Raw genomic sequence first — 21,824 nt, 5'->3', positions numbered from 1 at the left:
ATGGGCAGGCTGGCGGAGGACTCCGACACCTTCGAGATCCTCAATGTCGTACCGCTACGCGGTTCGGGCGGGATAATCGGCCCGTCCTGCGAGGCCGCCGCCGGGCTCGCCGAGGCCGAGATCAACAGCGCCGGTGGGGTTCTCGGCCGCGAGGTGCGCATCACGACTGTCGACGGCGGCAACTCGCCGGGCGAGATCGCCCGCGAGGTCGCGGCGTTCCTCGCCACCGGCATGGTCGGGGCGGTCACCGGAATCCCCATGCCCGATGTCCGCGCCGGTGTCGTGCACGCCGTGGACGGCCGGGTGCCCGCGCTGTTCGGGATCGGCGACGACGGCCAATTCGGTTCTCGCCGTGGGGTATTCATGATCGGTGAGAATCCGGGTGCGCAGACCGTGGAGGCGCTGAACTGGCTGTACCGGGAATTCGGGGCGCATCGCTGGGCCGTCGTGGCCAGCGACTACATCTGGTCCCGGCGGATGATCCCGGCGCTGCACCGGATGCTCGACCGGCCGCACACGATCGTGGCCGATTTCGTCTTCCCGCAGGGGTGCGCGAGCTACGACGAGGCCCTGACCGATCCGCGCCTGGACCGAGCCGACGGAGTGATCGTGCTGCTGGTCGGCGGCGACGCGGCCCGCTTCAACCGCGCCTTCGCCGCCGGCGGCCGCGCGGACCGGCAGTTCCGGACGGGCCCGACCGCCGACGAGAACCTGCTGGCCGCGGGTGGCCCGGCGGCCAACGACAACTTCTATGTGCCCTCCAGCGTGATCCCCGATCCGCGCCTGCGGCCCGATCAGGAACGAATCGCACGCTACCGGCGGCTGCACGGCAGTTTCGCGCCCTCGTTCAGCCGCTTCGCCACCTGCATCTACCAATCCCTGCACACGTTGCGCGCGATGCTCGCCACGGTCGGATCCAGCGAGGTGGAACGCATTCACACCAGGGTCGACAGCGGCATGGTGTTCGAGCACGCCGCCGGGGAGTTCACGCTGCGCGGCGACCAGTTGCAGCAACCGGTCCGGATCTTCCGGGCCAACGGCACCGAATTCGAGGTGCTGCTACGGGTCTGAGCGGCTAGGCCGAGACCAGCGAGTCGATGACCGACAGGAAGATGCCCAGCCCGTCGTCGCTCGGGCCCGTCAGCGGTTCGGTGGCGTGCTCCGGGTGCGGCATCAGGCCGACGATGCGGCCGTCGGCGGAGGAGATGCCCGCGATATCGCGCTGCGAGCCGTTCGGGTTGTCACCGGCGTAGCGGAAGACCACGCGGCCCTCGCCCTCCAGTTCATCGAGCACCGGCTGGGCGGCCTGGTAGCGGCCCTCGGCGTTCTTGACCGGGACGAGGATCTGCGCGCCGGGCTCGTAGCGGGAGGTCCAGGCGGTGTCGGTGCGCTCCACCCGCAGCCACTCGTCGCGGCAGACGAAGTGCAGGCCCTCGTTGCGGGTCAGCGCGCCGGGCAGCAGACCGGCCTCGCACAGCACCTGGAAGCCGTTGCAGATGCCGAGCACCGGCAGACCGCGCCCTGCCGCCTCGACGACCGCGCCCATCACCGGCGCGAAACGCGCGATGGCGCCGGCGCGCAGGTAGTCGCCGTAGGAGAAGCCGCCGGGGACGACGACCGCGTCGACACCCTTGAGATCAGCGTCGGCATGCCAGAGGCTCACGGCCTCGGCGCCCGCCAGCCGCACGGCACGCGCGGCGTCGACATCGTCCAGGGTGCCCGGGAACGTGATGACCCCGATCCGCGCACTCATGGCAGCCGAACCACCTTCCAGTCCTCGATCACGGTGTTCGCCAGCAGCCCCTCGGCGATCTTCGCCAGCTCGGCGTCGCCCACGCTGTCGTCCACGTCGAGTTCGAATCGCTTGCCCTGCCGCACATCCGAGACACCGGGAAAACCCAGGCGTCCGAGCGCACCGACGATGGCCTGACCCTGCGGATCCAGGATCTCGGCCTTCGGCATCACCTCGACCACGACACGTGCCACGCGCTGCTCCTCACGCTGCTGGGGGATTACCTGAACAGCCTAATCGGGGCGGTGCGCGCCCGGCTCGCCGGGGCGCGCGGAGTTACGGTGAACACATGCGCATAGCCCACTTCGGTCACTCCTGCGTTCTGGTCGAGCTGAACGGCGCGAAGGTGCTCTTCGATCCGGGCACGTTCTCACACGGGTTCGAGGGCATCACCGGGCTCGACGCGATCGCGATCACCCACCAGCATCCCGATCACATCGACCCGAACCGGATCGAGACGCTGATCGAGCAGAACCCCGGCGCCCGGCTGCTCAGCGATCCACAGACCGCGCAATCGCGCGGCGAGCCCTGGGAGGCGGTGCCCGCCGGGCGGCAACTGGCCCTCGGGGATCTCCGGATCACCGGCGGCGGGGGACGGCACGCGGTGATCCACCCCGAGCTTCCGGTCATCGACAACACCGTTTTCCAGCTCGGCACCGCCGACGATCCGGCGCAGTTCGTGCATCCGGGCGATTCGCTGTGGGTGCCGCCGGTGCGGGTCGGCGTGCTGGCCACACCGGCGGTCGCGCCGTGGATGAAGATCAGCGAGGCCGTCGACTACCTGCGCGCGGTCGGTCCGCGGGTCGCCTTCCCCGTCCACTACGGGATCATCACGCCGGACGCGCAGGGCATCTACTTCGGGCGGCTGTCCGAAATGCGCCCGGCCGATACCGAATTCACGGTGATCCAGGCGGAGGATCACGCCGACTTCACCGTCTAGCGGACAGCCCCGCCCCTGTGCCATGCTGGCGAACGCACGGCAACTGGTCTACACCAGCGCCAGGAGGCGATATGCCCGACGATTCCACCGCACCCGACGACCTGTTCGCGCAACCCGCACTCGAGGCCGGGGCGCCCAAGAACACGTTTCCCGATAGCGAGATGTTCGCGGAAGCCGCCTATCAGATAGTCCACGACGAATTGCTGCTCGACGGCGTCGCCCGGATGAATCTGGCGACCTTCTGCACCACCTGGGTCGACGACCGGGCCCGGCGCCTGATGGACGAGTCGATCGACAAGAACATCGTGGACAAGGACGAGTATCCGCAGACCGCCGAGTTGGAAAGACGCTGCGTGCGAATGCTTGCCGACCTGTGGCACGCGCCCGACCCGGCCACCACGCGGGGCACGTCCACCACCGGCTCCAGCGAGGCCGCCATGCTCGGCGGGCTGGCGGCCAAGTTCCGCTGGCGCGCACGCGGCGGGAAGGGCATTCCGAATTTCGTGTGCGGGCCGGTGCAGGTGGTGTGGGAAAAGTTCGCGCGGTATTTCGACGTCGATATCCGGCAGGTACCGCTGCGCGGCGACCGGCTGACACTGCACCCGGACGACATCGCCGCCCATTGCGACGAGAACACCATCATGGTGGTGCCGACATTCGGGCAAACGTTCACCGGCCTCTTCGAGGACGTCGCGGGGATCAACCAGGCGCTCGACGATCTACAGGCGCGGACAGGCCTGGACATTCCGATCCATGTCGACGCCGCCAGCGGCGGATTCCTCGCTCCCTTCACCGCACCGGAACTGGTGTGGGACTTCCGATTACCGCGGGTGAAGTCGATCAACGCCTCCGGGCACAAGACCGGCCTGGCCCCGCTCGGCGCCGGGTGGGCGATCTGGCGCACGGCCGCGGACCTGCCGGAGGAACTGGTCTTCGACGTCGATTACCTGGGCGGCAACATGGCCACCTTCAACCTCAATTTCTCCCGTCCCGGCGGGCAGGTCGTCACGTCCTACTACGAATTCATCCGGCTCGGACGAGTCGGTTATACCCGCGTGCAATCGGCGACGCACTCGGTGGCGCGACACCTGGCGGCGGGCATCGAGAAAATGGGGCCGTTCGAGATGATTCACGACGGCGACCCGCTGCGGGGAATCGCGGCGGTGTCGTGGAAACTGCCGGGCGACCAGCCGTTCAACCTCTACGACCTCTCCGACCGACTGCGCACCCGCGGCTGGCTGGTCGCCGCCTACCCGCTCCCCGCCGACCGCGAGGACGAGACCATCATGCGCGCCCTGGTCCGCCACGGTTTCAGTCACGACATGGCCGACCTCCTCCTGACCGACATCCGACGAGCCCTCACTCAACTCACCACCCATCCGCCCACGGTCCCCCTCGGCCGCGCGGAAGCCGGCGGCTTCACCCACAGCGCCACCCCCCGAAGTGAGCACCGCGGCCCTCCGCTGGACCCTCCGCAGATAGCCGGGTCAACGGAGAGATTCGGTGGCCGCGGCGGCGACGAGGGCGGCGATGGTGGTGAGGGTCGGGGAGTGCAAGCGCCACTGCTGCCAGTAGAGAGGGACGTCGATGTGCAGGTCGGGGGCGACGGGAAGCAGGTGGCCGGATCTCCGGTCGCGGGTGGTTTGTACGTCGGGCAGCATGCCCCAGCCGAGGCCCAGGCGGACGGCCTCGGCGAAGCCGGTGGACGAGGGGATGTAGTGGCGGGGCGGGTCGAGGGGGCGGCGGGCGCGGCGGCGCATCAGCCTGTCCTGGAGGTCGTCCTTGCGGTCGAACAGGACGACCGGGGCAGCGGCGAAGGCGCGGGCGGTGGGACCGTCGGGGAACCAGGTGCGGGCGAACTCCGGGGTGGCCATCGGGCGGTAGCGCATCGCGCCGAGCCGCTCCGCCCGGCACCCTTGCACGGGCTGCGCGGTCGCGGTGATCGCCGCCATGACGGTGCCGTCGCGCAGCAGCCGGGTGGTGTGTTCCTCGTCCTCACGGTGGATTTCGAAGCAGACCCCGGCCGGCGCGCGGCCCAGCGCGGGCATCACCCAGGTCTCCAGTGAATCCGCGTTGATCGCCACAGGAATCCGGACCCGGCCGTCGCTGTCGACCGATTCGCTTGCGGTGGCGCCCAATTCACGAGCGGTGTCGCCGACGAGCAGTTCGATCTGGCGGGCGAGGCGCAACACGGCGAGACCGGATTCGGTGGGGCCCACCGGTTTCGAACGCTGGAGCAGGGTCCGGCCGACCGTGCCCTCCAGGGCCTTGATGCGCTGGCTCACCGCCGAGGGAGTCACCCGGAGCCGGCGGGCGGCGGCCTCCAGCGTGCCCTCGGCGACCGCGGCATCGAGGGCGCGGAGCTGGTCGAGTTGCAGATCCATATGAAGAAATTCTAATGATGAGTGAAAAACTTCAGCTTGTCTGATTACCGTAAATATCCCTAGCGTCGACGGGTGTGGGTGTCTCCGCCGTGCTACCGGGTCTGGGCTTCGGGCTGTCGCTGATCGTGGCGATCGGCGCGCAGAACGCGTTCGTCCTGCGCCAAGGCATCCGCGGCGGGCACATTCTCGCCGTCATCGCGGTCTGCACACTCTCCGACGTCGTCCTGATATCGGCGGGCATCGGCGGCGCGGGCGCCTTCCTGACCACGACACCCGTCCTCATGGAAGTGGTCCACTATGTCGGCGGTGCCTTCCTCCTCGGCTATGCCGCCATCGCGGTCCGACGGGCCCTGTCCCCCGGCTCCCTCCGCACCGCCCCCGACCCTCGAGTCCCGCCGAGCCCATCCGACGCCGCGGCATCGGTCGACACCGCGAGCATGGGCAACACGATCGGCACTGTGGATGTCGCCACCGCGCCCGCCGAACCCCGGGCAGCAGGTGCTTCCACCCTCTCCGCATCGGTCGTGCCGACGCACCCGCGCAACACCGATGACCGGTCGACCCTCGTCCGCGCCGTCCTCACCTGCCTGGCGCTGACTTGGCTCAATCCTCACGTCTACCTGGACACCGTGATCCTGATGGGCTCGTTCGGCAACACCTACGGCCGGGACCGCTGGGCATTCGCGGCGGGGGCGATGATCGCCAGTGTCCTGTGGTTCATCACCCTCGGGTACGGCAGCCGCCTACTCGCCCCGGTGTTCGCCCGCCCCGCCGCGTGGCGCGTGCTGGACTCCGTCATCGCGCTCATCATGCTCGCCCTCGGAGTAGGCCTGCTCGTCCGATGAGGTACGAAAAGCGCTGTCGCCCAGCGAGACTCAGGCGGCGCGCGCGGGGGCCTGCGGCTCCCAGCGGTAGGTGTCGGGGACAGCCTCGTGGAACAGCGCGAGATCTATCGCATCGAGCACTGCCTGGCGCGGGCCGGAGCGATCGAGCTGGGTGGCCGAGACGGCGAGCCGAAGGATGCCGCCGCGGCGGGCGGTGCGCGCGGCACTCATCACCAGGGCGTGGCACCACCACGGTTCGGCGCGGAAACCCTCGCCGATACCGTGCACCCAAGCCCGTTGCGTCACACCGCGTTCCAGGTCGTGCAGAGCGGTGAGCCCGAGGGCCAGCCGGAAACCCACGTCGGGCAGCGCGGCCAGCGCGCCCTCCGAGGAGTTCCAGCGCGGGGCCGCGAACAGCCGGGTCCGCAGGCCGACACCCTCGAGAACACGATCGGCGGCCGTCAACCGCAGTCGCGCTTCGTGTTTGGGCAGCGTCGCGAACTCGGCCCGCCGGCGTTTGGTGGCGGCCTGGTCGTAGCCGTGCAGGACGATCGCGTCGCCCGCCGCCCGGCGCGCGCGCAGCCACTCGTGCGTACGCGCGTCGTCGGCGAGCCGGTACTTGTTCTTCAGTCGCGGTGCGACCAGCAGTGACAGCGGGACCTCGCGCCGATCCATCTCGGCCGCGAAGGCCATGGCCGTTTCCCTGGTGGTGTCCCGAATGCCCGACACCGAGACCAGCAATTGTGCACGCATAGTGGCGCGTACCCCCTTTCGGTGCTGCCAACCACACCCACTCTGCGTGGGCCAGGTGTCCGCACCGTGCTGCGCGGGTGACGCGCCGACGAATTCGCGCTACCGAATCAGGCGTCCGCCAGGCCGACCGTGTCCAGCACCCAGGCGTATTCGAACGCCACTTCCTTCCACTTCTCGTAGCGCCCGCTGACGCCGCCGTGCCCGGCGCTCATCTCGGTCTTCAGCAGCAGGGGCGCGTCGCCGGTCTTGGTGGCACGCAGTTTCGCCACCCACTTGGCCGGTTCCACGTACAGCACCCGGGTGTCGTTGATGCTGGTGATCGCCAGGATCGCCGGATACTCCTTGGCCTCGACGTTCTCGTACGGCGAGTAGGACTTCATGTACTCGTAGACCTGCTTGTCCGCCAACGGATTTCCCCACTCGTCCCATTCGATGACGGTCAGCGGCAGCGAGGGATCCAGGATCGAGGTGAGCGGATCCACGAACGGCACGTTGGCGAGGATGCCGGTGAACAGTTCGGGCGCCAGGTTGGCGACCGCGCCCACCAGCAGGCCGCCCGCGCTGCCGCCGTCGGCGATCATCCGGTCGGGCGCGGTGACCCCGGTATCGACGAGATGCTTTGCGCAGGAGACGAAGTCGGTGAAGGTGTTGCGCTTGGTGAGCGTCTTGCCGTGCTCGTACCACAGCCGCCCCATCTCGCCGCCGCCGCGCACGTGCGCCACCGCGAACACCATGCCGCGGTCCAGCAGCGACAGCCGCGACACCGAGAACGCCGGGTCGATGCTGGCCTCGTAGGAGCCGTAACCGTAGAGCAGCAACGGCTTCGGGTCCGCACCGGCGAGGTCCTTGCGGCGCACCAGCGAGATCGGGATCCGGGTCCCGTCCGCGGCCACCGCCCAATCCCGGTGCTGCTCATAGTCTTTGGGGTCGTAGCCGCCCAGCACCGCCTGCTCCTTGCGCAGGGTCAGCTCGCCGGTGGCGGGCACGTAGTCGAAGACCTGCACCGGGGTGATGAACGAGGTCAGCCCGAGCCGCAGCGTCGGCTGCTCCCATTCCGGGTTGGAGCCGACACCGGCGGCGAACAGTTCCAGCCCGAAGTCCAGCTCACGCAGTTCGCCATAGCCCTCGGACGTCAACGGCCACACCGCGACCCGCGACAGCGCCTCGCGCCGGTACGACAGCACCAGATGGGCGGCGAAGCAGTCGATGTCCTCGAGTCGCACGTCGTCGCGGTGCGGGATGAGGATCGTCAGGTCGGCCGGATCGTCGACGGGGGCCTCGGCGAGCACGAAGTTCTCCGCCTTCACCCCGTCCACGATGTCGTTGTGCAGCACCAGGAACCGATCCTGCCCCCCGATCACCGCGTGCTCGGCGGAGTACTCGACCCCCTCGCGCCGGGGCAGCAGCACCCGGAATTCGCCTTCGGGATCATCGGATTCGAGCACCCAGCCCTCTGTGGTGATCTTCGAACCCACCCAGATCATCAGATACTTCTCGGAGCGGGTGGCGCCGATGCTCACCCAGTAGCGCTCGTCCGGTTCGTGGAAGACCTTGACGTCCGCGTCCGTCGAGGTGCCGAGGCGGTGCCGCCACACGGTGTCGGGCCGCCACGACTCGTCGACGGTCTGATAGAAAACGTGGGTGCCGTCCAGCGACCAGGTCGCGCCGGGCGCGGTGCCCGGGATCTCGTCGCCCAGCAGTTCGCCGGTGCCCAGGTCCTTGAACCGCAGCACGTATCGCTCGTCACCGACGGTGTCCATCGAGTAGGCCAGCAGCGTGCCGTCGTGGCTGACCGAGAAGGCGCCCAGCGCGAAGAACTCGTGGTCCGCGGCGAGCGCGTTGCTGTCCAGCAGGATCTGCTCGCCGGGTATCTCGGTGTCGGCCTCGAGCTGCGGCGGCGTCCAGTCGTCCGGATCGGCGACCGGGCAGCGGCAGTGCACCCCGTACTGCTTGCCCTCGAAGCTGCGCGAGTAGTACCAGAAATCGCCCATCCGGGCCGGGACGGAGAGGTCGGTCTCCTGCGTGCGCGCCTTGATCTCGTCGAAGATCTTGTCCCGCAACGGCCGCAGGTGTGCGGTCTGCGCTTCGGTGTAGGCGTTCTCGGCCTCCAGGTAGGAGATGACCTCCGGGTTCTCCTTGTCGCGCAGCCATTCGTAGTCGTCTACGAAGGTGTCGCCGTGGTGGACCCGTTCGGTCGGCACCCGTTCGGCGATCGGCGGCGTCGCGCCATCGAGCGGCGACGGTGTTCCGGCGGACGCTGCGTCGCCGGCGGTCGGGGTCGTTCCGGTGCCACTGTCGAGAGCCATGCGCTCCACCGTAGTGCGCGGCGCGGTGGACCCGTCGCCAACCCCGAACCGGCGGGTTAACCCAGCCCTGTCGAGCGCGGTAGCGGTCGACGCAGGTCACGCGGGTTGTCCCGGGCCGTACGCCGCGAATCCATCAAAAAGTACAGCGCGGCTTTGCGACGCGGGCATTGATCGGTGGGACAGCTGCTGTGGATGTGCAAGATGTTGTGAGCCTGCTCGACGGTGAGGTGCCGGGGCACCACCGCGCAACTGTCGAAGACGGGTGCCATGCGGTGCTCCATCCTTGTCGTGCCTGGGGTGTGGCGCGGCGCACATTTTCGACTACGCCGACTGGTCGACGCCGTATATCCGCCACAATCAGCGGGGTTTCCGATTCGGTTGCGAGGTAAACCACGAGAATGTCACCCCCGCGGGCCGGGGAAATCCGCTCCGGAAAATGCCGGACCACCATTCGCGCCGCCGCTTCGGGCGGACCGGCTACTGTCTACGTCGGCGTCGCCCGGACCGCTCCGGACGGCGTCATCCGCTGGATTCGGACCCGCACAGGAGCAGATGTGGAAGCGAAGAATCGCGAGATCGAGCCCGACGCCGTGTGGCACCGCAGCAGCGAGTCGGGCGGCGTCGAGGTGGCCTTCCTGGCCAGTGGGAACATCGCCCTGCGGGATGCGAAGAACCCCGACGGCCCGACCCTGATCTTCACCCCCGGCGAGTGGAAGGCCTTCGTCGCCGGGGCCAAGGACGGCGAATTCAACCGTCCGGGCTCGGTCCCGCAGTCCTGATTCGCGGCCGCCTCACGCCCCGATGGCGGAAGCGATGGTCGGCCACGAGGCGTGCAGCGTGTCCTGCCAGTACGACCACGAGTGCGTGCCCACCGGGCTGCGATCGATGCGGGCCGGAATCCCCAGCCCTTGCAGCCGCCGTTCGAACGCGGTCACGCACCCGTCGACACCGGCCTCGATCGGGCCGCCGAAGAAGAGGTTCTCGGGCAGCTGCGGTTTGATCTCGGCCTCGTGCGGTCCGGGGATTCCGGTACCGGTGGACAGGTAGATGGTGGTGCCGCGCAAGCGATCCGCCAGCAGCGCCGGATCGTGCGCACCCCATTCGGGGCTGCCCGGGGCGCCCCACATATTGCCGGGACTTCCGCCGCGATTGGCGATGGAGAACAGGATCGGGCCCTGTGCCAGCCCCAGGTCCGGGCAGGCGCTGTAACCGGCGATCGCGCGATACAGCCCCGGATTGCGCACCGCCAGGACGAAGGCCGCGATGCCGCCCATCGACAGCCCGCCGATGGCGTTCGTCCCGTCGCCGGAGAAGTTGGCGTCGATGATCGGGGGCAGTTCCCGGGTCAGGAAGGTCTCCCACCGGTAGCGGCCGAACCGCGGGTCGTCGTTCTGCCAGTCGGTGTAGTAGCTGGCCTGACCACCCATCGGCAGCACCACGTTGACGTTCTTGCCCGCGAAGAACGGCTCCGCGTCGGTGGCATTGGTCCAGGTACTCTGCCGCTCCCCCGGATCCAGACCGTCGAGCAGGTAATAGGACGGGCGCGCGCCGCCGCCCGCCGGATGCAGCACCTGTACCTGAATGACGCGGCCCATGGCGGCCGACTCGACGAACACCGCCGACCTGGTCGGACTCAGGTCATCGATGCCGACGACCCGCGCCGCGGACGCCCGTGGCGGCGGCCCGGCCCACGGCCCGAACGCACCGGCGACAATAGCGAGCACAACAGCAGCAACGGCCTTACGCCGCATTTCGCACCTCCATCAGCCCACCACAAGTGCCAACAAAAGTAACGCACGACCCGAAAAACCCGGTCGCAGCGGCTCGCTGGCGTTTCTCCAGCAAACCACAGAGTACGTCGCGCCGACCGCGGCGCGGCCGGATCACTCCGGAACCGAACGCTCCAACGCCCCGCGGATGGATCCCGCCAGATAGTCCAGATCGGCGCGGGCCGGACTCGTCGGGCGGCCGCGCAACCCGAATCCGTCACCGGGAGTGCGCGGTATGACGTGCAGGTGCACATGGAACACCTCCTGCCCCGCCGTCACTCCGTCGGCGAGAAAGAAGTTCACCCCGTCGCATCCCACCTCCGACGCGCGCAGCGCCGCCGCCAGCCGCTGACCCACCCGGAACAGCTTGCCGCCCATCTCCGGATCCAGCTCGGCGAGATCGCGCGCCGGAACCTTGGGGATCACGAGCAGATGCCCCGGGGTCATCGGCCGAATATCCATGAACGCCAACACATCGTCGTCCTCGTACACCGTGGACGCGGGGGCGCGGCCGGCGACGATATCGGCGAAGATCGTATACGGGTCCATGGGCGATCAGCCTACGTCTCCGCCGCCACCGGCGGGCGGGCTACAGAATGGGAGACGGTGTGTAGCGCGCCGCCTCCGGGTCCGCGTCGACCAGCTTCTGCACCTGCGCGACGACATCGGCCACCTGAGATTCGGCCGCGCCGATGAAAACCGACTTGTCCGACAGCGCCTCGTCGAGGGCGGAGCGGTCCAACGGCATCCGGTCGTCGGCGGCGAGCCGGTCCAGCAGATCGGGTTCGCGCCCCTGCTCACGCATCGCCAGCGCGACCGCGACGGCGTGTTCCTTGATGACCTCGTGCGCCGTCTCCCGCCCGACGCCCGCGCGCACGGCCGCCATCAGGATCCGCGTGGTGGCCAGGAAGGGCAGGTAGCGGTTCAGTTCGCGCTCGAGCACGGCCGGGTAGGCGCCGAATTCGGTGAGCACCGTCAGGAAGGTCTCGATCATGCCGTCGACGGCGAAGAAGGCGTCCGGCAGCGCGACGCGGCGCACGACCGAGCAGAACACGTCGCCCTCGTTCCACTGCGCGCCCGCGAGTTCCGCGGCCATCGACGCGTACCCGCGCAACACCACCTGCAGGCCGTTGACCCGCTCGCACGAGCGCGTGTTCATCTTGTGCGGCATCGCCGACGAGCCCACCTGGCCGGGCTGGAAGCCCTCGGTGACCAGTTCGTGCCCGGCCATCAGGCGCACGGTGTGCGCGAAAGACGAAGGGCCCGCGCCCAATTGGACCAGCGCGGAGAGCACATCGTGGTCCAGCGAGCGCGGATAGATCTGCCCGACGCTGGTGAGCACCGTCGCGAAACCCAGGTGCCGCGCCACCTTCTGCTCGAGTTGCGCGAGCTTTGCCGAATCGCCGCCGAGCAGGTCCAGCATGTCCTGCGCGGTGCCCATCGGGCCCTTGATGCCGCGCAGCGGGTACCGGTCGATCAGCTCGCGCAGCCGGGTCAGCCCGATCAGCAGCTCGTCGGCGGCACTGGCGAAACGCTTGCCCAGCGTGGTGGCCTGCGCGGCGACATTGTGCGAGCGCCCCGCCATCACCAGCGTCTGGTACTCGGCGGCCCGCTCGGCCAGCCGGGCCGCCACCGCGACACCGTGCCGGTACACGTGCTCGAGCGACAGCCGGATCTGCAACTGCTCCACGTTCTCGGTGAGATCGCGGCTGGTCATGCCCTTGTGGATGTGCTCGTGCCCGGCGAGCGCGTTGAACTCCTCGATGCGCGCCTTCACGTCGTGCCGGGTCACCCGCTCCCGCTCGGCGATCGACGCCAGATCGACCTGGCCGATCACGCGCTCGTAGTCGTCCACCACCCCGGGCGGCACGTCCACGCCGAGGTCGGTCTGCGCCCGCAGGACCTCCAGCCACAGCCGGCGCTCGAGCACGATCTTGTGCTCGGGCGACCACAGCTGGACCAGTTCGGGGCTGGCGTACCGGGTGGCGAGGACGTTCGGGACAAGACTCACGGCGCCAGTCTAATGTTCGGTGACCGGCGGGTTGCCGCCGCTGTGGTTCAGGCGGTCGTGTGCTGGGACAGCGGATGCGGCGGTGCGTGCGGCGGCGGATGGGGCGCGGCGGAATGCGGGGCGGCGAGGTGCTGCGAGGTCGGCGGCGCGATCACATCGATCAATTCGAGCAGGGCCGCGCGGGCCACCCGGCGCGGCTGCGGATCCAGTTCGGCCAGCGCCGCCACCACCGCGCCGTCGACCACCGCGACCAGCCGCCGCAACTGCTCGATCCGCACCACCCGATCGGACCGGCGCAGCACATCGGCCAGCAGCTCCTCGAGTTGAGCGCGTAGTCGTAGCTGCACGTCCCGTAACTCCGGGTGGCGGGCGGAGGCCACCGATCGTTCGTAGCGCGCGATGAGCTGGCCGCGCTCGAATTCGTTGTGCCCGTCCACACCCACCAGGAGATCCAGGATCAGATCGACGGTCGCGTCGGCGCCGCGACGGCGATGGGTCACTTCGCCGACTCGGCGGCGCATCGCGTCCAGTTCGGCGTTGCCGCTGAATTCGACCGCGCGCGCGATCAAATCCTCCAGCGACTCGAAGTAGTAGGTCGTCGACGCCAGCGGTAGGTCCGCGCGGGTGGCCACCGAACGGTGGCGCACCGCATCGAACCCGCCCTCGAGCAGCAACTCGGCGGCAGCCGCGACCAGTGCTTGGCGACGCCGTTCGCCTTTCGGTGTCGTCGCGGTGATCACCGTGTCATCGTGCCAGTCATCATCAGCTCATCCGTGCTAAATCGGTGCGATCTACGACAATTCAGGTTCGTGTGGGCAAATGCGCCCGCGGTGTTGAAAAAACAACCACCGCTTTTCTACCGCATCCGGGCGTCCAGGGTGGGCCGGAACGAAAAGTCTTAGCGCGTCGATGCTGTTCAGACGGGCGATCTGTTCACGTGTCCAGGTATCGCCGGAGGCGGACCAGCGCCTCTTCGATGTCGGCGGTAGCGCCCGCGAAGGAGAAACGAACCGTGTGGTTTCCGTTGGCGGTGTCGAAATCGACGCCCGGCGCGAGCGCTACTCCGGTGTGCGCCAGCAGATCCGCGCACCAGCGCGTGGAATCGTCGGTCAGATGGGCGATATCGGCGTAGGCGTAGAACGCGCCGTCGGCCGGGGCGAGTTCGGTGATGCCCAGTTCGGGCAGGCCCGCCAGCAGCAGCGCGCGATTGTCGGCGTACCGGCGGACGTGACCGTCCAGTTCGGCCGCGGCCTCCGGCCCGAACGCGTGCACCGCCGCGTACTGCGAGATCGCCGGCGGGCAGACGGTCATGTTGGACGCCAGCCGCTGCAGCGCCGGGCGCAGGCCCGCCGACACCAGCATCCAGCCCAGGCGCCAGCCCGTCATCGAGAAGTACTTGGACACCGAGCCGACGACCACGGCCTCCCGCGAGGTCTCCCATGCCGAGGTGGTCGGTTCGGTATTCGCGTAGACGATGCCGTGATAGATCTCGTCGGAGATCAGCAGCGTGCCGTGCGCATCGCACCAGCGGGCCAGGGCGGCCAGTTCCTCCGGGTCGATCATGGTGCCCGTCGGGTTGGCCGGACTCGCCACGATCAGCCCCGCCGGCGGCTCCGGCAACGCCTCGAGCATCGCGACGGTCGGCTGGAAACGAGTCTGCGGACCGCAGTCCAGTTCGATCACCCGGCACCCCAGGGCGGCGAGCGTGTTCCGGTAGGCCGGATAGCCGGGGCGGGCGACCACCACGGTGTCGCCGATGTCGAAGGCCGCCAGGAAGATCAGCGTGAACGCGCCCGACGAACCCGTCGTGACCACGACGTCGTCCGGATCGACCGAGACACCGTAGGTGCGGCTGTGATACCCGGCGATCGCCTCGCGCAGCGGGAGCACGCCGAAGGTCTCGGTGTAGCCCAGCAGTTCTTGGTCCAGCGCGGCCTTCGTCGCCCGCAGCACGGGCGCGGGCGCGGGGGTCGACGGCTGCCCGGCGGCCAGCACCAGCACGTCGCCGTGGGTGCGGGCGCGCTCGGCGGCCGCCTTCCAGACATCCATGACGTAGAAGGGCGGAACGGTCGACCGGCGGGATTCACTGCGCACCAGACGACGGTAGAGCACGGCGGATTCGCGATGTTCCTGAGACGAACCTGAACTCCCGCCTTGCGGACTGCGACTCGGATGATCGCCCTGTTATCGTCGGCAGAATGCCTGACCAGGCACGCCGCGCAAAGGTTTTACCAGGGGGTGGGTCGGTTCTCCGCCCGGACTGGCGATCGACGCTGCGACGAGAACGAGCGGCGCGGCGGCGGCGGATCCGCACGGCGGCAGCGCAGGTGCGCACGTCGGCCGGACGGGCGCGCGTGTCGGCCCGACGGGGCTGGACGGCGCTCGCGGGGTTCGATTGGCGCGGCTTCCTGCGACGCGACTGGAAGGCCTACGCGAACGAATCGTGGACCCGGCTGCGGGCCTGGCTGCTGCGGCATCGGGTCCTGGTGGCCGGAGTGGTCGTGGTGGCGTTGTTCGCCGCGGCCGATGCCACCGGGCCGCGGCCGGTGATCGCCGAACCGGGGCCGGGCCGCGAACAGCGGATCGCGGTCGCGTACCCGCTGCAGGTGCGGGCGGCCCCGGAGTCGAGCAAGCGGTACCTGAACGCCATCAACAACGGCGAGCACATCCGGGAGTCGCAGGTGGTGGCCGCGGCCGCGCGCGCCACCCTGGAGCGTGCGAAAGCCGAAGCGGCAGCGGCCGTTTCGGGTCAACCCGCGCCCTGGCTGGGCGGCACGGTCACGCCCGTACCCGGTGGGATCCTGCCCGGAATCGGCGGCTTCGTGCTTCCCGCGCGCGGCGCGTTCACCTCCGGGTTCGGGCAGCGCTGGGGCACCTTCCACGCCGGGATCGATATCGCGGCCCCGATCGGCTCGCCGATCTACGCCATCACCGACGGCACCGTGATCGACGCCGGTCCGGCTCAGGGCTTCGGCCTGTGGGTCCGCATCCGGCACGACGACGGCACCATCTCGGTCTACGGCCACATGTACGACTTCTTCGTCTCGGTGGGCGAACGTGTCCGGACCGGTCAGCAAATCGCCCGAGTCGGCAACCGCGGCGACTCCACCGGCCCGCACCTGCACTTCGAGATCCTGGTCAACGGCCAACACGTCGACCCCCAACCCTGGCTCGCCCTACACGGCCTCCAACTGGGCTGAGAAGGGTCTCGCCTCGCCCTGGCGCGCCATGGACGGTGCAACCCAGCGGCGGGGGACGGGCGTCTACACCCGGGCGGTGGGAATGGAGATGCGGTCTTCGACGGCGGCGAGGGCGATGTCGGTGCGGTAGTGGCTGCCGGGCAACTTGATTGCCGCGATCCGGGCGTAGGCGCGTTCGCGCGCCTCGGCGAGGTCGGCGCCGGAGGCCACCACGTTGAGTACCCGGCCGCCGCCGGAGAGCAGGGCGCCGTCGGCCCGCAGCGACGTACCGGCATGCAGCACTTCGGTATTCGGCTCCGCGCCCTCGGTGCCGGTGATCACGTCGCCGGTGCGGGGACGGCCCGGGTAGTTCTCGGCCGCCAGCACCACGGTGACCGCGGCGCCGTCCTGCCAGCGCGGCGCGTCCGCCTCGGCGAGGGTGCCGGTGGCCGTGGCGTGCAGCAGCGCGCCCAGCGGGCTGTCCAGCAGGGCCAGCACCGCCTGTGTCTCGGGATCGCCGAAGCGGCAGTTGAATTCGACCACGGCGGGACCGTCCTGGCCGATCGCGAGCCCCGCGTACAGCAGCCCGGAGAACGGCACGCCGCGCCGGACCATCTCCGCCGCAACGGGTTTCACGACACCGTCGACGATCTCGGTGATCGTCTCCGGCGGCAGCCACGGCAGCGGGGTGTAGGCGCCCATGCCGCCGGTGTTGGGTCCGGTGTCGCCGTTGCCGACGCGCTTGTGGTCCTGCGCGGGTAGTAGCGGCACCACCGTCTCGCCGTCGACCAGACAGAACAGCGAGACCTCCGGGCCGTCGAGGAACGACTCCAGCAGCACCGGGTGCCCCTGCTCGAGCAGTTCGGCGCCGTGGTCGCGAGCGGCGAGCCGGTCGGTCGTCACCACCACTCCCTTGCCGGCGGCGAGCCCGTCGTCCTTGACCACCCAGGTCGGCCCGAAACGATCCAGCGCGGCATCGAGTTCGCCCGGATGGTCGACCACCTCGCTGTGCGCGGTGCGCACACCCGCCGCGGCCATCACATCCTTGGCGAACGCCTTCGAGCCCTCGATCCGCGCCGCGGCCGCCGACGGGCCGAAGCAGGCGATCCCCGCCGCCCGCACCGCATCCGCGATCCCCAGCACCAGCGGCACCTCCGGCCCGATCACCACCAGATCGGCGGCAACCTCGGTCGCCAGCGCCACCACTGCCTCGGCGCTACAGGGATCGACCGCACGCAACTGCGCCAGCTGCGCCATCCCCGGATTACCGGGTGCGGCGACAACGCCGCTCACCCCCGGATCCCGCCGCAGGGCCAGCACGAGGGCATGTTCACGGGCTCCGGAACCGATGACGAGTACTCGCACCCGAAACAGCTTAGGTCAAGCCTCCACACCCCCTGCCGGGTATCACCCCCGCAATCACACCCCCAATACACTCGCCCTCATGGCTTCTGTCTTCAGCAGGATCATCGACGGCGAACTCCCCGGAAGATTCGTCTGGGAAGACGACGAGTTCGTCGCATTCCTCACCATCGCCCCGGTCACCCAGGGCCACACCCTGATCGTCCCCCGCAAGGAAATCGACCAGTGGCAAGACCTCGACCCAGCCACCTTCGCGAAGATCAACGAGATAGCCCAGAAGATCGGCCGGGCGGTCCGGTCAGCCTGGGACGCCCCCCGCGCGGGCCTGCTCATCGCCGGACTCGAGGTCCCCCACCTGCACGTCCACGTGTTCCCCGCCTTCGACCTGGCCGACTTCAACATCTCTCAGGCCGACCCGTCCCCGAGCCCGGAATCCCTGGACGAGGCCCAGACCAAGATCAAGCAGGCGCTGCGCGACCTCGGCTACGGCGCCAACGTGCCCGACTGACTCACCGCGGCAACCGCACGGTGAACGTGGTCCCCGCCCCGACGGCACTGGTGACCCCCACCGTGCCGCCGTGCGCGGCGACCAGCGCCTGCACGATCGACAGCCCCAGCCCGGTCCCGCCGCTGTCCCGGCTGCGAGACGCATCGGTGCGGTAGAAGCGTTCGAACAGCCGCTCGACCTGCTCGTCCGGCAGGCCCTGCCCGGTATCGGCGACCTCGAGCACCACCTCGTCGGCCCCGGGCGTCAGCCGCACCGTCACGGCCGCGTCCGGCGGAGTGTGCACGAGCGCGTTGTCGACCAGATTCGACAGCACCTGCCGCAACCGCGCCTCGTCGCCGTGCACCTCCAGAGTCCCTGTACCGGAACGTATTTCGAGGTCTATCTCGCGAGCGGGACCCTCCGGCCGGCGAACGGCGTCGACCGCGCGGGCACTGTGCACGGCGTCGCTCGCCAGCGCCAGCAGGTCCACCGGGCGGCGTTCCAGCGGCCGCTGCGCATCGAGCCGCGCGAGCATCAGCAGATCCTCCACCAGCAGCCGCATCCGGTTCGATTCACTCTCGATGCGATCCATGAACAGCGCCGGATCTGGCAGTGCCCCTTGACGATACAGCTCGGCGAAGCCCTTGATGGTGGTGAGCGGGGTGCGCAATTCGTGGCTGGCGTCGGCGACGAACTGCCGCATCTTCGCCTCGGACCGCCGCGCCGACTCCTCCGAGGCCTCGGTGGCGGCGAAGGCCTGCTGAATCTGGGTCAGCATCCCGTTCAGCGACTGCGACAGCCGATCGACCTCGGTGTTGGTGTGCCGCACCGGAACTCGCCGATGCAGGTCGCCGCCCGCGATGGCCGCCGCGGTCGCCTCGACCGCGAGCAGCGGCCGCAGGCTGCGCCGGATGACGAGTTGCGCCACCACCGCCAACGCGGCCAGCACGATCGCACCCACCAGCACTTGGAGACCGATCAATCGGTCGACGATGTTCTCGGTTCCGTTGAGCGGCAACGCCACCACGCTGGTCCCGTCGGCATTGGCGACCCGCGCGGCGCGCCAGTGCGCGCCCGGGTCGCCGACCGAACCCACCGTGCGCGGATGCCGCCCCAGGTCGTCCGGAATCTCCGGCGCGGACCCGGCGTCATCGATCCAGATCCGGAGGTTCCCGGCCGAATCCTGCACGCGCACATAGAACGGTTCCAGCGTCCGGACCGGTCGCACGGACGGCCGGTTCGGCGGCTGCGGCGCACCCGGTCGCGCGAAACCCTCTACCGCGTCGGCGATCTCACGGTCGACGCGATCGATGAGGATGCGCTGCATCACCGAGGTCACCGCGAGACCGGAGCCCAGCAAACCCAGCCCCGCCAGCAACACCAGGGCCAGCACGAGCGTCACGCGCAGCGGCACCGCCGCCAGCCGCCGCGACAGCGCGCCCGTCACGGCACGACCGCGACGTCACCGGCCTGCCGCGCGCTCATTTCACCGACGACCTGCTGCGACTGGGCGCGCGCATCACATAGCCGACCCCGCGCAGCGTGTGAATCAGCCGGTCCGGCCCGGTATCGACCTTCTTGCGCAGGTAGGAGACGTAGGTTTCGACGACGCCGACCTCACCGCCGAAGTCGTAGCGCCACACGTGATCGAGGATGCGCGGCTTGCTGAGCACGGTCCCGGCGTTGACCATGAAATATCGCAGCAGCGTGAATTCGGTCGGCGACAGCGCCACCGGTTCGCCGGCCTTCCACACCTCGTGGGTGTCGTCGTCGAGTTCGATGTCCTCGAATCGCAGCCGCGAGGATTTGCGCTCCTCGACCGTATGCCCCGAGCGACGCAGGATGACCCGCAGCCGCGCCACCACTTCCTCCAGGCTGAACGGCTTGGTCACATAGTCGTCCGCGCCCAGCGTGAGCCCGGTGATCTTGTCCTCCACCTCGTCACGAGCGGTGAGGAACAGCACGGGCGCATCGATCCCGTCGGCCCGCAGCCGCCGCAGCAGCCCGAACCCGTCCATGCCCGGCATCATGACATCCACGATCAGGGCATCCGGCCGGAACACCCGCGCCCGGTCCAGCCCCTCGGCGCCATTGCCCGCGGCAGCGACCTCGAACCCCTGATACCGCAGACTCACGGTGAGCAACTCGACGATCATGGGTTCGTCGTCCACCACGAGCACACGCGCCTCGGGCGTCCGTTCGGCAGGCTGACCATTCATAACGCCCATGGTCCTCCCCACCCCGCCACGCACGCTGTGCCTTCGCTGGGAGTTTCCTGGGAGCCGGACCGGCCAGGCTCCGCCCATTTCGCGAAGATCGTTGGAACCGACCAGCGTTGACGCCCGTCCTAACCCTGTGAAAGGCGAAGGCGGGGAGGCATCCGCCGACAGGAGGAGGAATCCATATGAGTCTGCGGAAGCTGATCGCGACCGTCGCGCTACCGCTGGCGATCGGCGTGGCCCTGGCCGGGCCGGCCAATTCGGCACCGACGCCGGAGGAGGATGCCGTGCTGGTGGCCGCACCCCCGAAGCCCGCACCCCCGAAGGCGCCGCGCCCGGCGCCCGGCCGCCCGAAGGCGCCACGCACCGCGCCCCGATCCCCGAATTCACCGCCCGCGAAGCCCGCACCCTCGCAACAACCGACCGTGGCGCCCACACCCTCGCAACCACCGCGCGCGACATCGACACCCCCGAGACCGCCGAACTCGCAGTACCACGCGAGGGTCGAATGCCCACTGTTCGAGCAGGGCAAGCCGAAGGGTGTCGTCACCGGATCCGGATCCGGGCACACCAAGCCCGCAGCGATCGACGCCGCCGAGCGGGACGCCCAGCGGAATGTCCCCGACTATCACTACAAGGGCGCCTGCCGGGAGATCTAGCGCCGCTGACCGACCTGTTCTCACAGGTCAGACCCTATTTGAGCCCCCTGTCAGGATTGAACTCTCGTAGCGGTCCTGATCAGGGGGCTTTATGCTGCTCTACCTGCGAAAACACATCAAATGTAACTCACTCGGCGTCAATCGCTGCGATGCCAAGTTGTGTCCACTTCGGGGCCATCCTCAACAGGGTGTGCCGATACCCTCTTACCCGCACTCACGATGCGCCGCTGCGGCGCTCCAGGGCGGTCGTGATCAGCTCTCGAGCTACGTCACCGTGAACTGCCTGCGCTGCCAGCAGAGCGAAGGACCTCTCATACAGCGCGATCTCGGACGGCCGGGTGATCGTCAGCTCAGCCGCTACGGTTTCGACCAAGACCACCTTGCGGTCATGAACCACGAAGTTCGTTGACGGAGCGTGGTACTCGGCCGTACACGGCAGGATCGCAACGACCAGGCGGGGCAGCGTCATCACGGCCAAGAGATGACGTAACTGTCCGACCATGACGGCATCGCTGCCCACCGACGTATAGAGCGCCTGTTCCTCGATCACGTAATGAATGCGGTGGTCGCCGTGATGCAGCACGTCTTGCCGCTCTATTCGGGCGTCCACCGCCGCCGTCACGTCATCCGGTGCGCGGTAGAACGCAGCTGTGCGGCGAAAGATCGCCTCGGCGTAGTCGCGGGTCTGCACCAGTCCGGGAATGACGCGCGGGTGGTAGCCGCGTATCGACCGGGTGCCGGACTCCAGAGTGATCGCCTGGCGCTGGCGGTGGGCATGTCCGGAGACGACGACGCGCCGCCACTCCATGTAAGCGGCGGCAAGATTGCGAAGCGTCGCTATCAGGTCCGGTACGGCGTAGTCGGCATGGCACCAGCGGCACCACTCGTGGATATCTGTCTCGGTCGGTGTCTGCCTGCCGTGTTCGATCTTGGAAACCTTGGACCCCTGCCAGCCCGCGGCCGTAGCCAACGCGCCCCCCGGGAGGACGGCGGCGCGGGGGTTGAACCCCCCCCCTGGCACCCGTGGCAAGAGCCTGCTGCACCGCGGCTCGCTGCCGCTCGAGGAGCGGTACTACGGCAACGCCCGCAGTTTCAGCGACGCCCAGTTGCGGGCGGTGCTGCGCGATTTCCGCCCGGAG

The 21,824-nt window shown here is 69.1% G+C and carries 21 protein-coding genes and 1 pseudogene; 8 read left to right on the top strand and 14 right to left on the bottom strand.

From position 1 onward, the window contains the following. Positions 1 to 1,071 (top strand): ABC transporter substrate-binding protein, encoded by a 1,071-nt coding sequence (locus QH470_RS18615; protein ID WP_280273658.1) that lies wholly within the window; start codon positions 1 to 3, stop codon positions 1,069 to 1,071. 4 nt (positions 1,072 to 1,075) lie between these two features. Here QH470_RS18615 and purQ read toward each other — a convergent pair whose 3' ends face one another. After that, positions 1,076 to 1,753 (bottom strand): phosphoribosylformylglycinamidine synthase subunit PurQ, encoded by a 678-nt coding sequence (purQ, locus tag QH470_RS18610; protein WP_280273657.1) that lies wholly within the window; start codon positions 1,751 to 1,753, stop codon positions 1,076 to 1,078. Beyond that, entirely contained in the window at positions 1,750 to 1,986 is a 237-nt protein-coding gene (gene purS, locus QH470_RS18605) for a phosphoribosylformylglycinamidine synthase subunit PurS (RefSeq protein WP_280273656.1), read from the bottom strand. The genes purQ and purS overlap by 4 nt, the downstream gene beginning before the upstream one ends. A gap of 95 nt (positions 1,987 to 2,081) precedes the next feature. On the opposite strand from purS, the gene QH470_RS18600 reads away from it, so the two are divergent. Together QH470_RS18600 and gad are read left to right on the top strand one after the other, a co-directional pair. Then, entirely contained in the window at positions 2,082 to 2,732 is a 651-nt protein-coding gene (locus QH470_RS18600; protein ID WP_280273655.1) for an MBL fold metallo-hydrolase, read from the top strand. Positions 2,733 to 2,803: 71 nt separating this feature from the next. Next, positions 2,804 to 4,090 (top strand): annotated as a pseudogene (gene gad / locus QH470_RS18595) (glutamate decarboxylase); the annotation flags it as partial. 129 nt (positions 4,091 to 4,219) lie between these two features. Here the strand turns inward: gad and QH470_RS18590 are convergent. Next, positions 4,220 to 5,116 (bottom strand): LysR family transcriptional regulator ArgP, encoded by an 897-nt coding sequence (locus tag QH470_RS18590; RefSeq protein WP_280273664.1) that lies wholly within the window; start codon positions 5,114 to 5,116, stop codon positions 4,220 to 4,222. A 74-nt stretch (positions 5,117 to 5,190) separates the two neighbouring features. On the opposite strand from QH470_RS18590, the gene QH470_RS18585 reads away from it, so the two are divergent. Next, entirely contained in the window at positions 5,191 to 5,961 is a 771-nt protein-coding gene (locus QH470_RS18585; RefSeq protein WP_280273654.1) for a LysE/ArgO family amino acid transporter, read from the top strand. 30 nt (positions 5,962 to 5,991) lie between these two features. On the opposite strand, the gene QH470_RS18580 is transcribed toward QH470_RS18585, so the two are convergent. Both QH470_RS18580 and QH470_RS18575 read right to left on the bottom strand, forming a co-directional pair. After that, positions 5,992 to 6,693, bottom strand: coding sequence for a DUF2334 domain-containing protein (locus QH470_RS18580; RefSeq protein WP_280273653.1), 702 nt, complete (start codon positions 6,691 to 6,693; stop codon positions 5,992 to 5,994). 107 nt (positions 6,694 to 6,800) lie between these two features. Next, entirely contained in the window at positions 6,801 to 8,999 is a 2,199-nt protein-coding gene (locus QH470_RS18575; protein WP_280273652.1) for a S9 family peptidase, read from the bottom strand. Between the two features lie 554 nt (positions 9,000 to 9,553). On the opposite strand from QH470_RS18575, the gene QH470_RS18570 reads away from it, so the two are divergent. Further along, positions 9,554 to 9,778 carry a DUF397 domain-containing protein gene (locus QH470_RS18570; protein ID WP_280273651.1) on the top strand — a complete coding sequence of 75 codons (225 nt, stop codon included), beginning with the start codon at positions 9,554 to 9,556 and terminating at the stop codon, positions 9,776 to 9,778. Between the two features lie 12 nt (positions 9,779 to 9,790). On the opposite strand, the gene QH470_RS18565 is transcribed toward QH470_RS18570, so the two are convergent. The 5 genes from QH470_RS18565 to QH470_RS18545 all read right to left on the bottom strand — a co-directional run bounded on the left by QH470_RS18565 (position 9,791) and on the right by QH470_RS18545 (position 14,873). Continuing rightward, positions 9,791 to 10,750 (bottom strand): alpha/beta hydrolase, encoded by a 960-nt coding sequence (locus QH470_RS18565; protein ID WP_280273650.1) that lies wholly within the window; start codon positions 10,748 to 10,750, stop codon positions 9,791 to 9,793. A gap of 132 nt (positions 10,751 to 10,882) precedes the next feature. Next, on the bottom strand, positions 10,883 to 11,317 hold the full coding sequence (locus tag QH470_RS18560; RefSeq protein ID WP_280273649.1) for an HIT family protein: 435 nt from the start codon (positions 11,315 to 11,317) through the stop codon (positions 10,883 to 10,885). 40 nt (positions 11,318 to 11,357) lie between these two features. Then, on the bottom strand, positions 11,358 to 12,779 hold the full coding sequence (purB, locus tag QH470_RS18555; protein ID WP_280273648.1) for an adenylosuccinate lyase: 1,422 nt from the start codon (positions 12,777 to 12,779) through the stop codon (positions 11,358 to 11,360). Between the two features lie 47 nt (positions 12,780 to 12,826). Further along, a complete protein-coding gene (locus QH470_RS18550) occupies positions 12,827 to 13,519 on the bottom strand; it encodes a TetR/AcrR family transcriptional regulator (RefSeq protein WP_280273647.1) in 693 nt (230 codons plus the stop codon). A gap of 193 nt (positions 13,520 to 13,712) precedes the next feature. Next, a complete protein-coding gene (locus QH470_RS18545) occupies positions 13,713 to 14,873 on the bottom strand; it encodes a pyridoxal phosphate-dependent aminotransferase (RefSeq protein ID WP_280273646.1) in 1,161 nt (386 codons plus the stop codon). Between the two features lie 260 nt (positions 14,874 to 15,133). Here QH470_RS18545 and QH470_RS18540 point away from each other — a divergent pair, with 260 nt between their 5' ends. Beyond that, complete coding sequence (locus QH470_RS18540; protein WP_342228451.1) at positions 15,134 to 15,979, top strand: M23 family metallopeptidase; 846 nt, start codon at positions 15,134 to 15,136, stop codon at positions 15,977 to 15,979. A gap of 63 nt (positions 15,980 to 16,042) precedes the next feature. Here QH470_RS18540 and purD read toward each other — a convergent pair whose 3' ends face one another. Then, complete coding sequence (gene purD / locus QH470_RS18535; protein ID WP_280273644.1) at positions 16,043 to 17,323, bottom strand: phosphoribosylamine--glycine ligase; 1,281 nt, start codon at positions 17,321 to 17,323, stop codon at positions 16,043 to 16,045. A gap of 79 nt (positions 17,324 to 17,402) precedes the next feature. Here purD and QH470_RS18530 point away from each other — a divergent pair, with 79 nt between their 5' ends. Continuing rightward, positions 17,403 to 17,828 carry an HIT family protein gene (locus QH470_RS18530; protein ID WP_280273643.1) on the top strand — a complete coding sequence of 142 codons (426 nt, stop codon included), beginning with the start codon at positions 17,403 to 17,405 and terminating at the stop codon, positions 17,826 to 17,828. Between the two features lies 1 nt (position 17,829). Here QH470_RS18530 and QH470_RS18525 read toward each other — a convergent pair whose 3' ends face one another. Together QH470_RS18525 and QH470_RS18520 are read right to left on the bottom strand one after the other, a co-directional pair. After that, positions 17,830 to 19,254: a sensor histidine kinase gene (locus QH470_RS18525; RefSeq protein ID WP_280273642.1), complete on the bottom strand. Its 1,425-nt coding sequence runs from the start codon at positions 19,252 to 19,254 to the stop codon at positions 17,830 to 17,832. Positions 19,255 to 19,288: 34 nt separating this feature from the next. Next, positions 19,289 to 20,026 carry a response regulator transcription factor gene (locus QH470_RS18520; protein ID WP_400180267.1) on the bottom strand — a complete coding sequence of 246 codons (738 nt, stop codon included), beginning with the start codon at positions 20,024 to 20,026 and terminating at the stop codon, positions 19,289 to 19,291. A 185-nt stretch (positions 20,027 to 20,211) separates the two neighbouring features. Here QH470_RS18520 and QH470_RS18515 point away from each other — a divergent pair, with 185 nt between their 5' ends. After that, positions 20,212 to 20,685 (top strand): hypothetical protein, encoded by a 474-nt coding sequence (locus QH470_RS18515; protein ID WP_280273640.1) that lies wholly within the window; start codon positions 20,212 to 20,214, stop codon positions 20,683 to 20,685. A 214-nt stretch (positions 20,686 to 20,899) separates the two neighbouring features. On the opposite strand, the gene QH470_RS18510 is transcribed toward QH470_RS18515, so the two are convergent. Beyond that, the gene (locus QH470_RS18510) at positions 20,900 to 21,655 is read right to left on the bottom strand and encodes a DUF5753 domain-containing protein (protein WP_280273639.1); all 756 of its coding nucleotides are present in this window, start codon (positions 21,653 to 21,655) and stop codon (positions 20,900 to 20,902) included. Positions 21,656 to 21,824 lie beyond the last annotated feature (169 nt).

It is taken from the genome of Nocardia wallacei, assembly GCF_029868745.1.
Classification (GTDB): domain Bacteria; phylum Actinomycetota; class Actinomycetes; order Mycobacteriales; family Mycobacteriaceae; genus Nocardia; species Nocardia wallacei_B.
This window is presented reverse-complemented; position numbering and strand designations above follow the sequence as displayed.

Coding starts and splice junctions, on each gene's coding strand:
- QH470_RS18615 (WP_280273658.1), top strand. CDS start 1: ATGGGCAGGCTGGCGGAGGACTCCGACACCTTCGAGATCCTCAATGTC.
- purQ (WP_280273657.1), bottom strand. CDS start 1,753: ATGAGTGCGCGGATCGGGGTCATCACGTTCCCGGGCACCCTGGACGAT.
- QH470_RS18600 (WP_280273655.1), top strand. CDS start 2,082: ATGCGCATAGCCCACTTCGGTCACTCCTGCGTTCTGGTCGAGCTGAAC.
- QH470_RS18590 (WP_280273664.1), bottom strand. CDS start 5,116: ATGGATCTGCAACTCGACCAGCTCCGCGCCCTCGATGCCGCGGTCGCC.
- QH470_RS18580 (WP_280273653.1), bottom strand. CDS start 6,693: ATGCGTGCACAATTGCTGGTCTCGGTGTCGGGCATTCGGGACACCACC.
- QH470_RS18575 (WP_280273652.1), bottom strand. CDS start 8,999: ATGGCTCTCGACAGTGGCACCGGAACGACCCCGACCGCCGGCGACGCA.
- QH470_RS18565 (WP_280273650.1), bottom strand. CDS start 10,750: ATGCGGCGTAAGGCCGTTGCTGCTGTTGTGCTCGCTATTGTCGCCGGT.
- QH470_RS18560 (WP_280273649.1), bottom strand. CDS start 11,317: ATGGACCCGTATACGATCTTCGCCGATATCGTCGCCGGCCGCGCCCCC.
- QH470_RS18530 (WP_280273643.1), top strand. CDS start 17,403: ATGGCTTCTGTCTTCAGCAGGATCATCGACGGCGAACTCCCCGGAAGA.
- QH470_RS18520 (WP_400180267.1), bottom strand. CDS start 20,026: ATGAATGGTCAGCCTGCCGAACGGACGCCCGAGGCGCGTGTGCTCGTG.
- QH470_RS18515 (WP_280273640.1), top strand. CDS start 20,212: ATGAGTCTGCGGAAGCTGATCGCGACCGTCGCGCTACCGCTGGCGATC.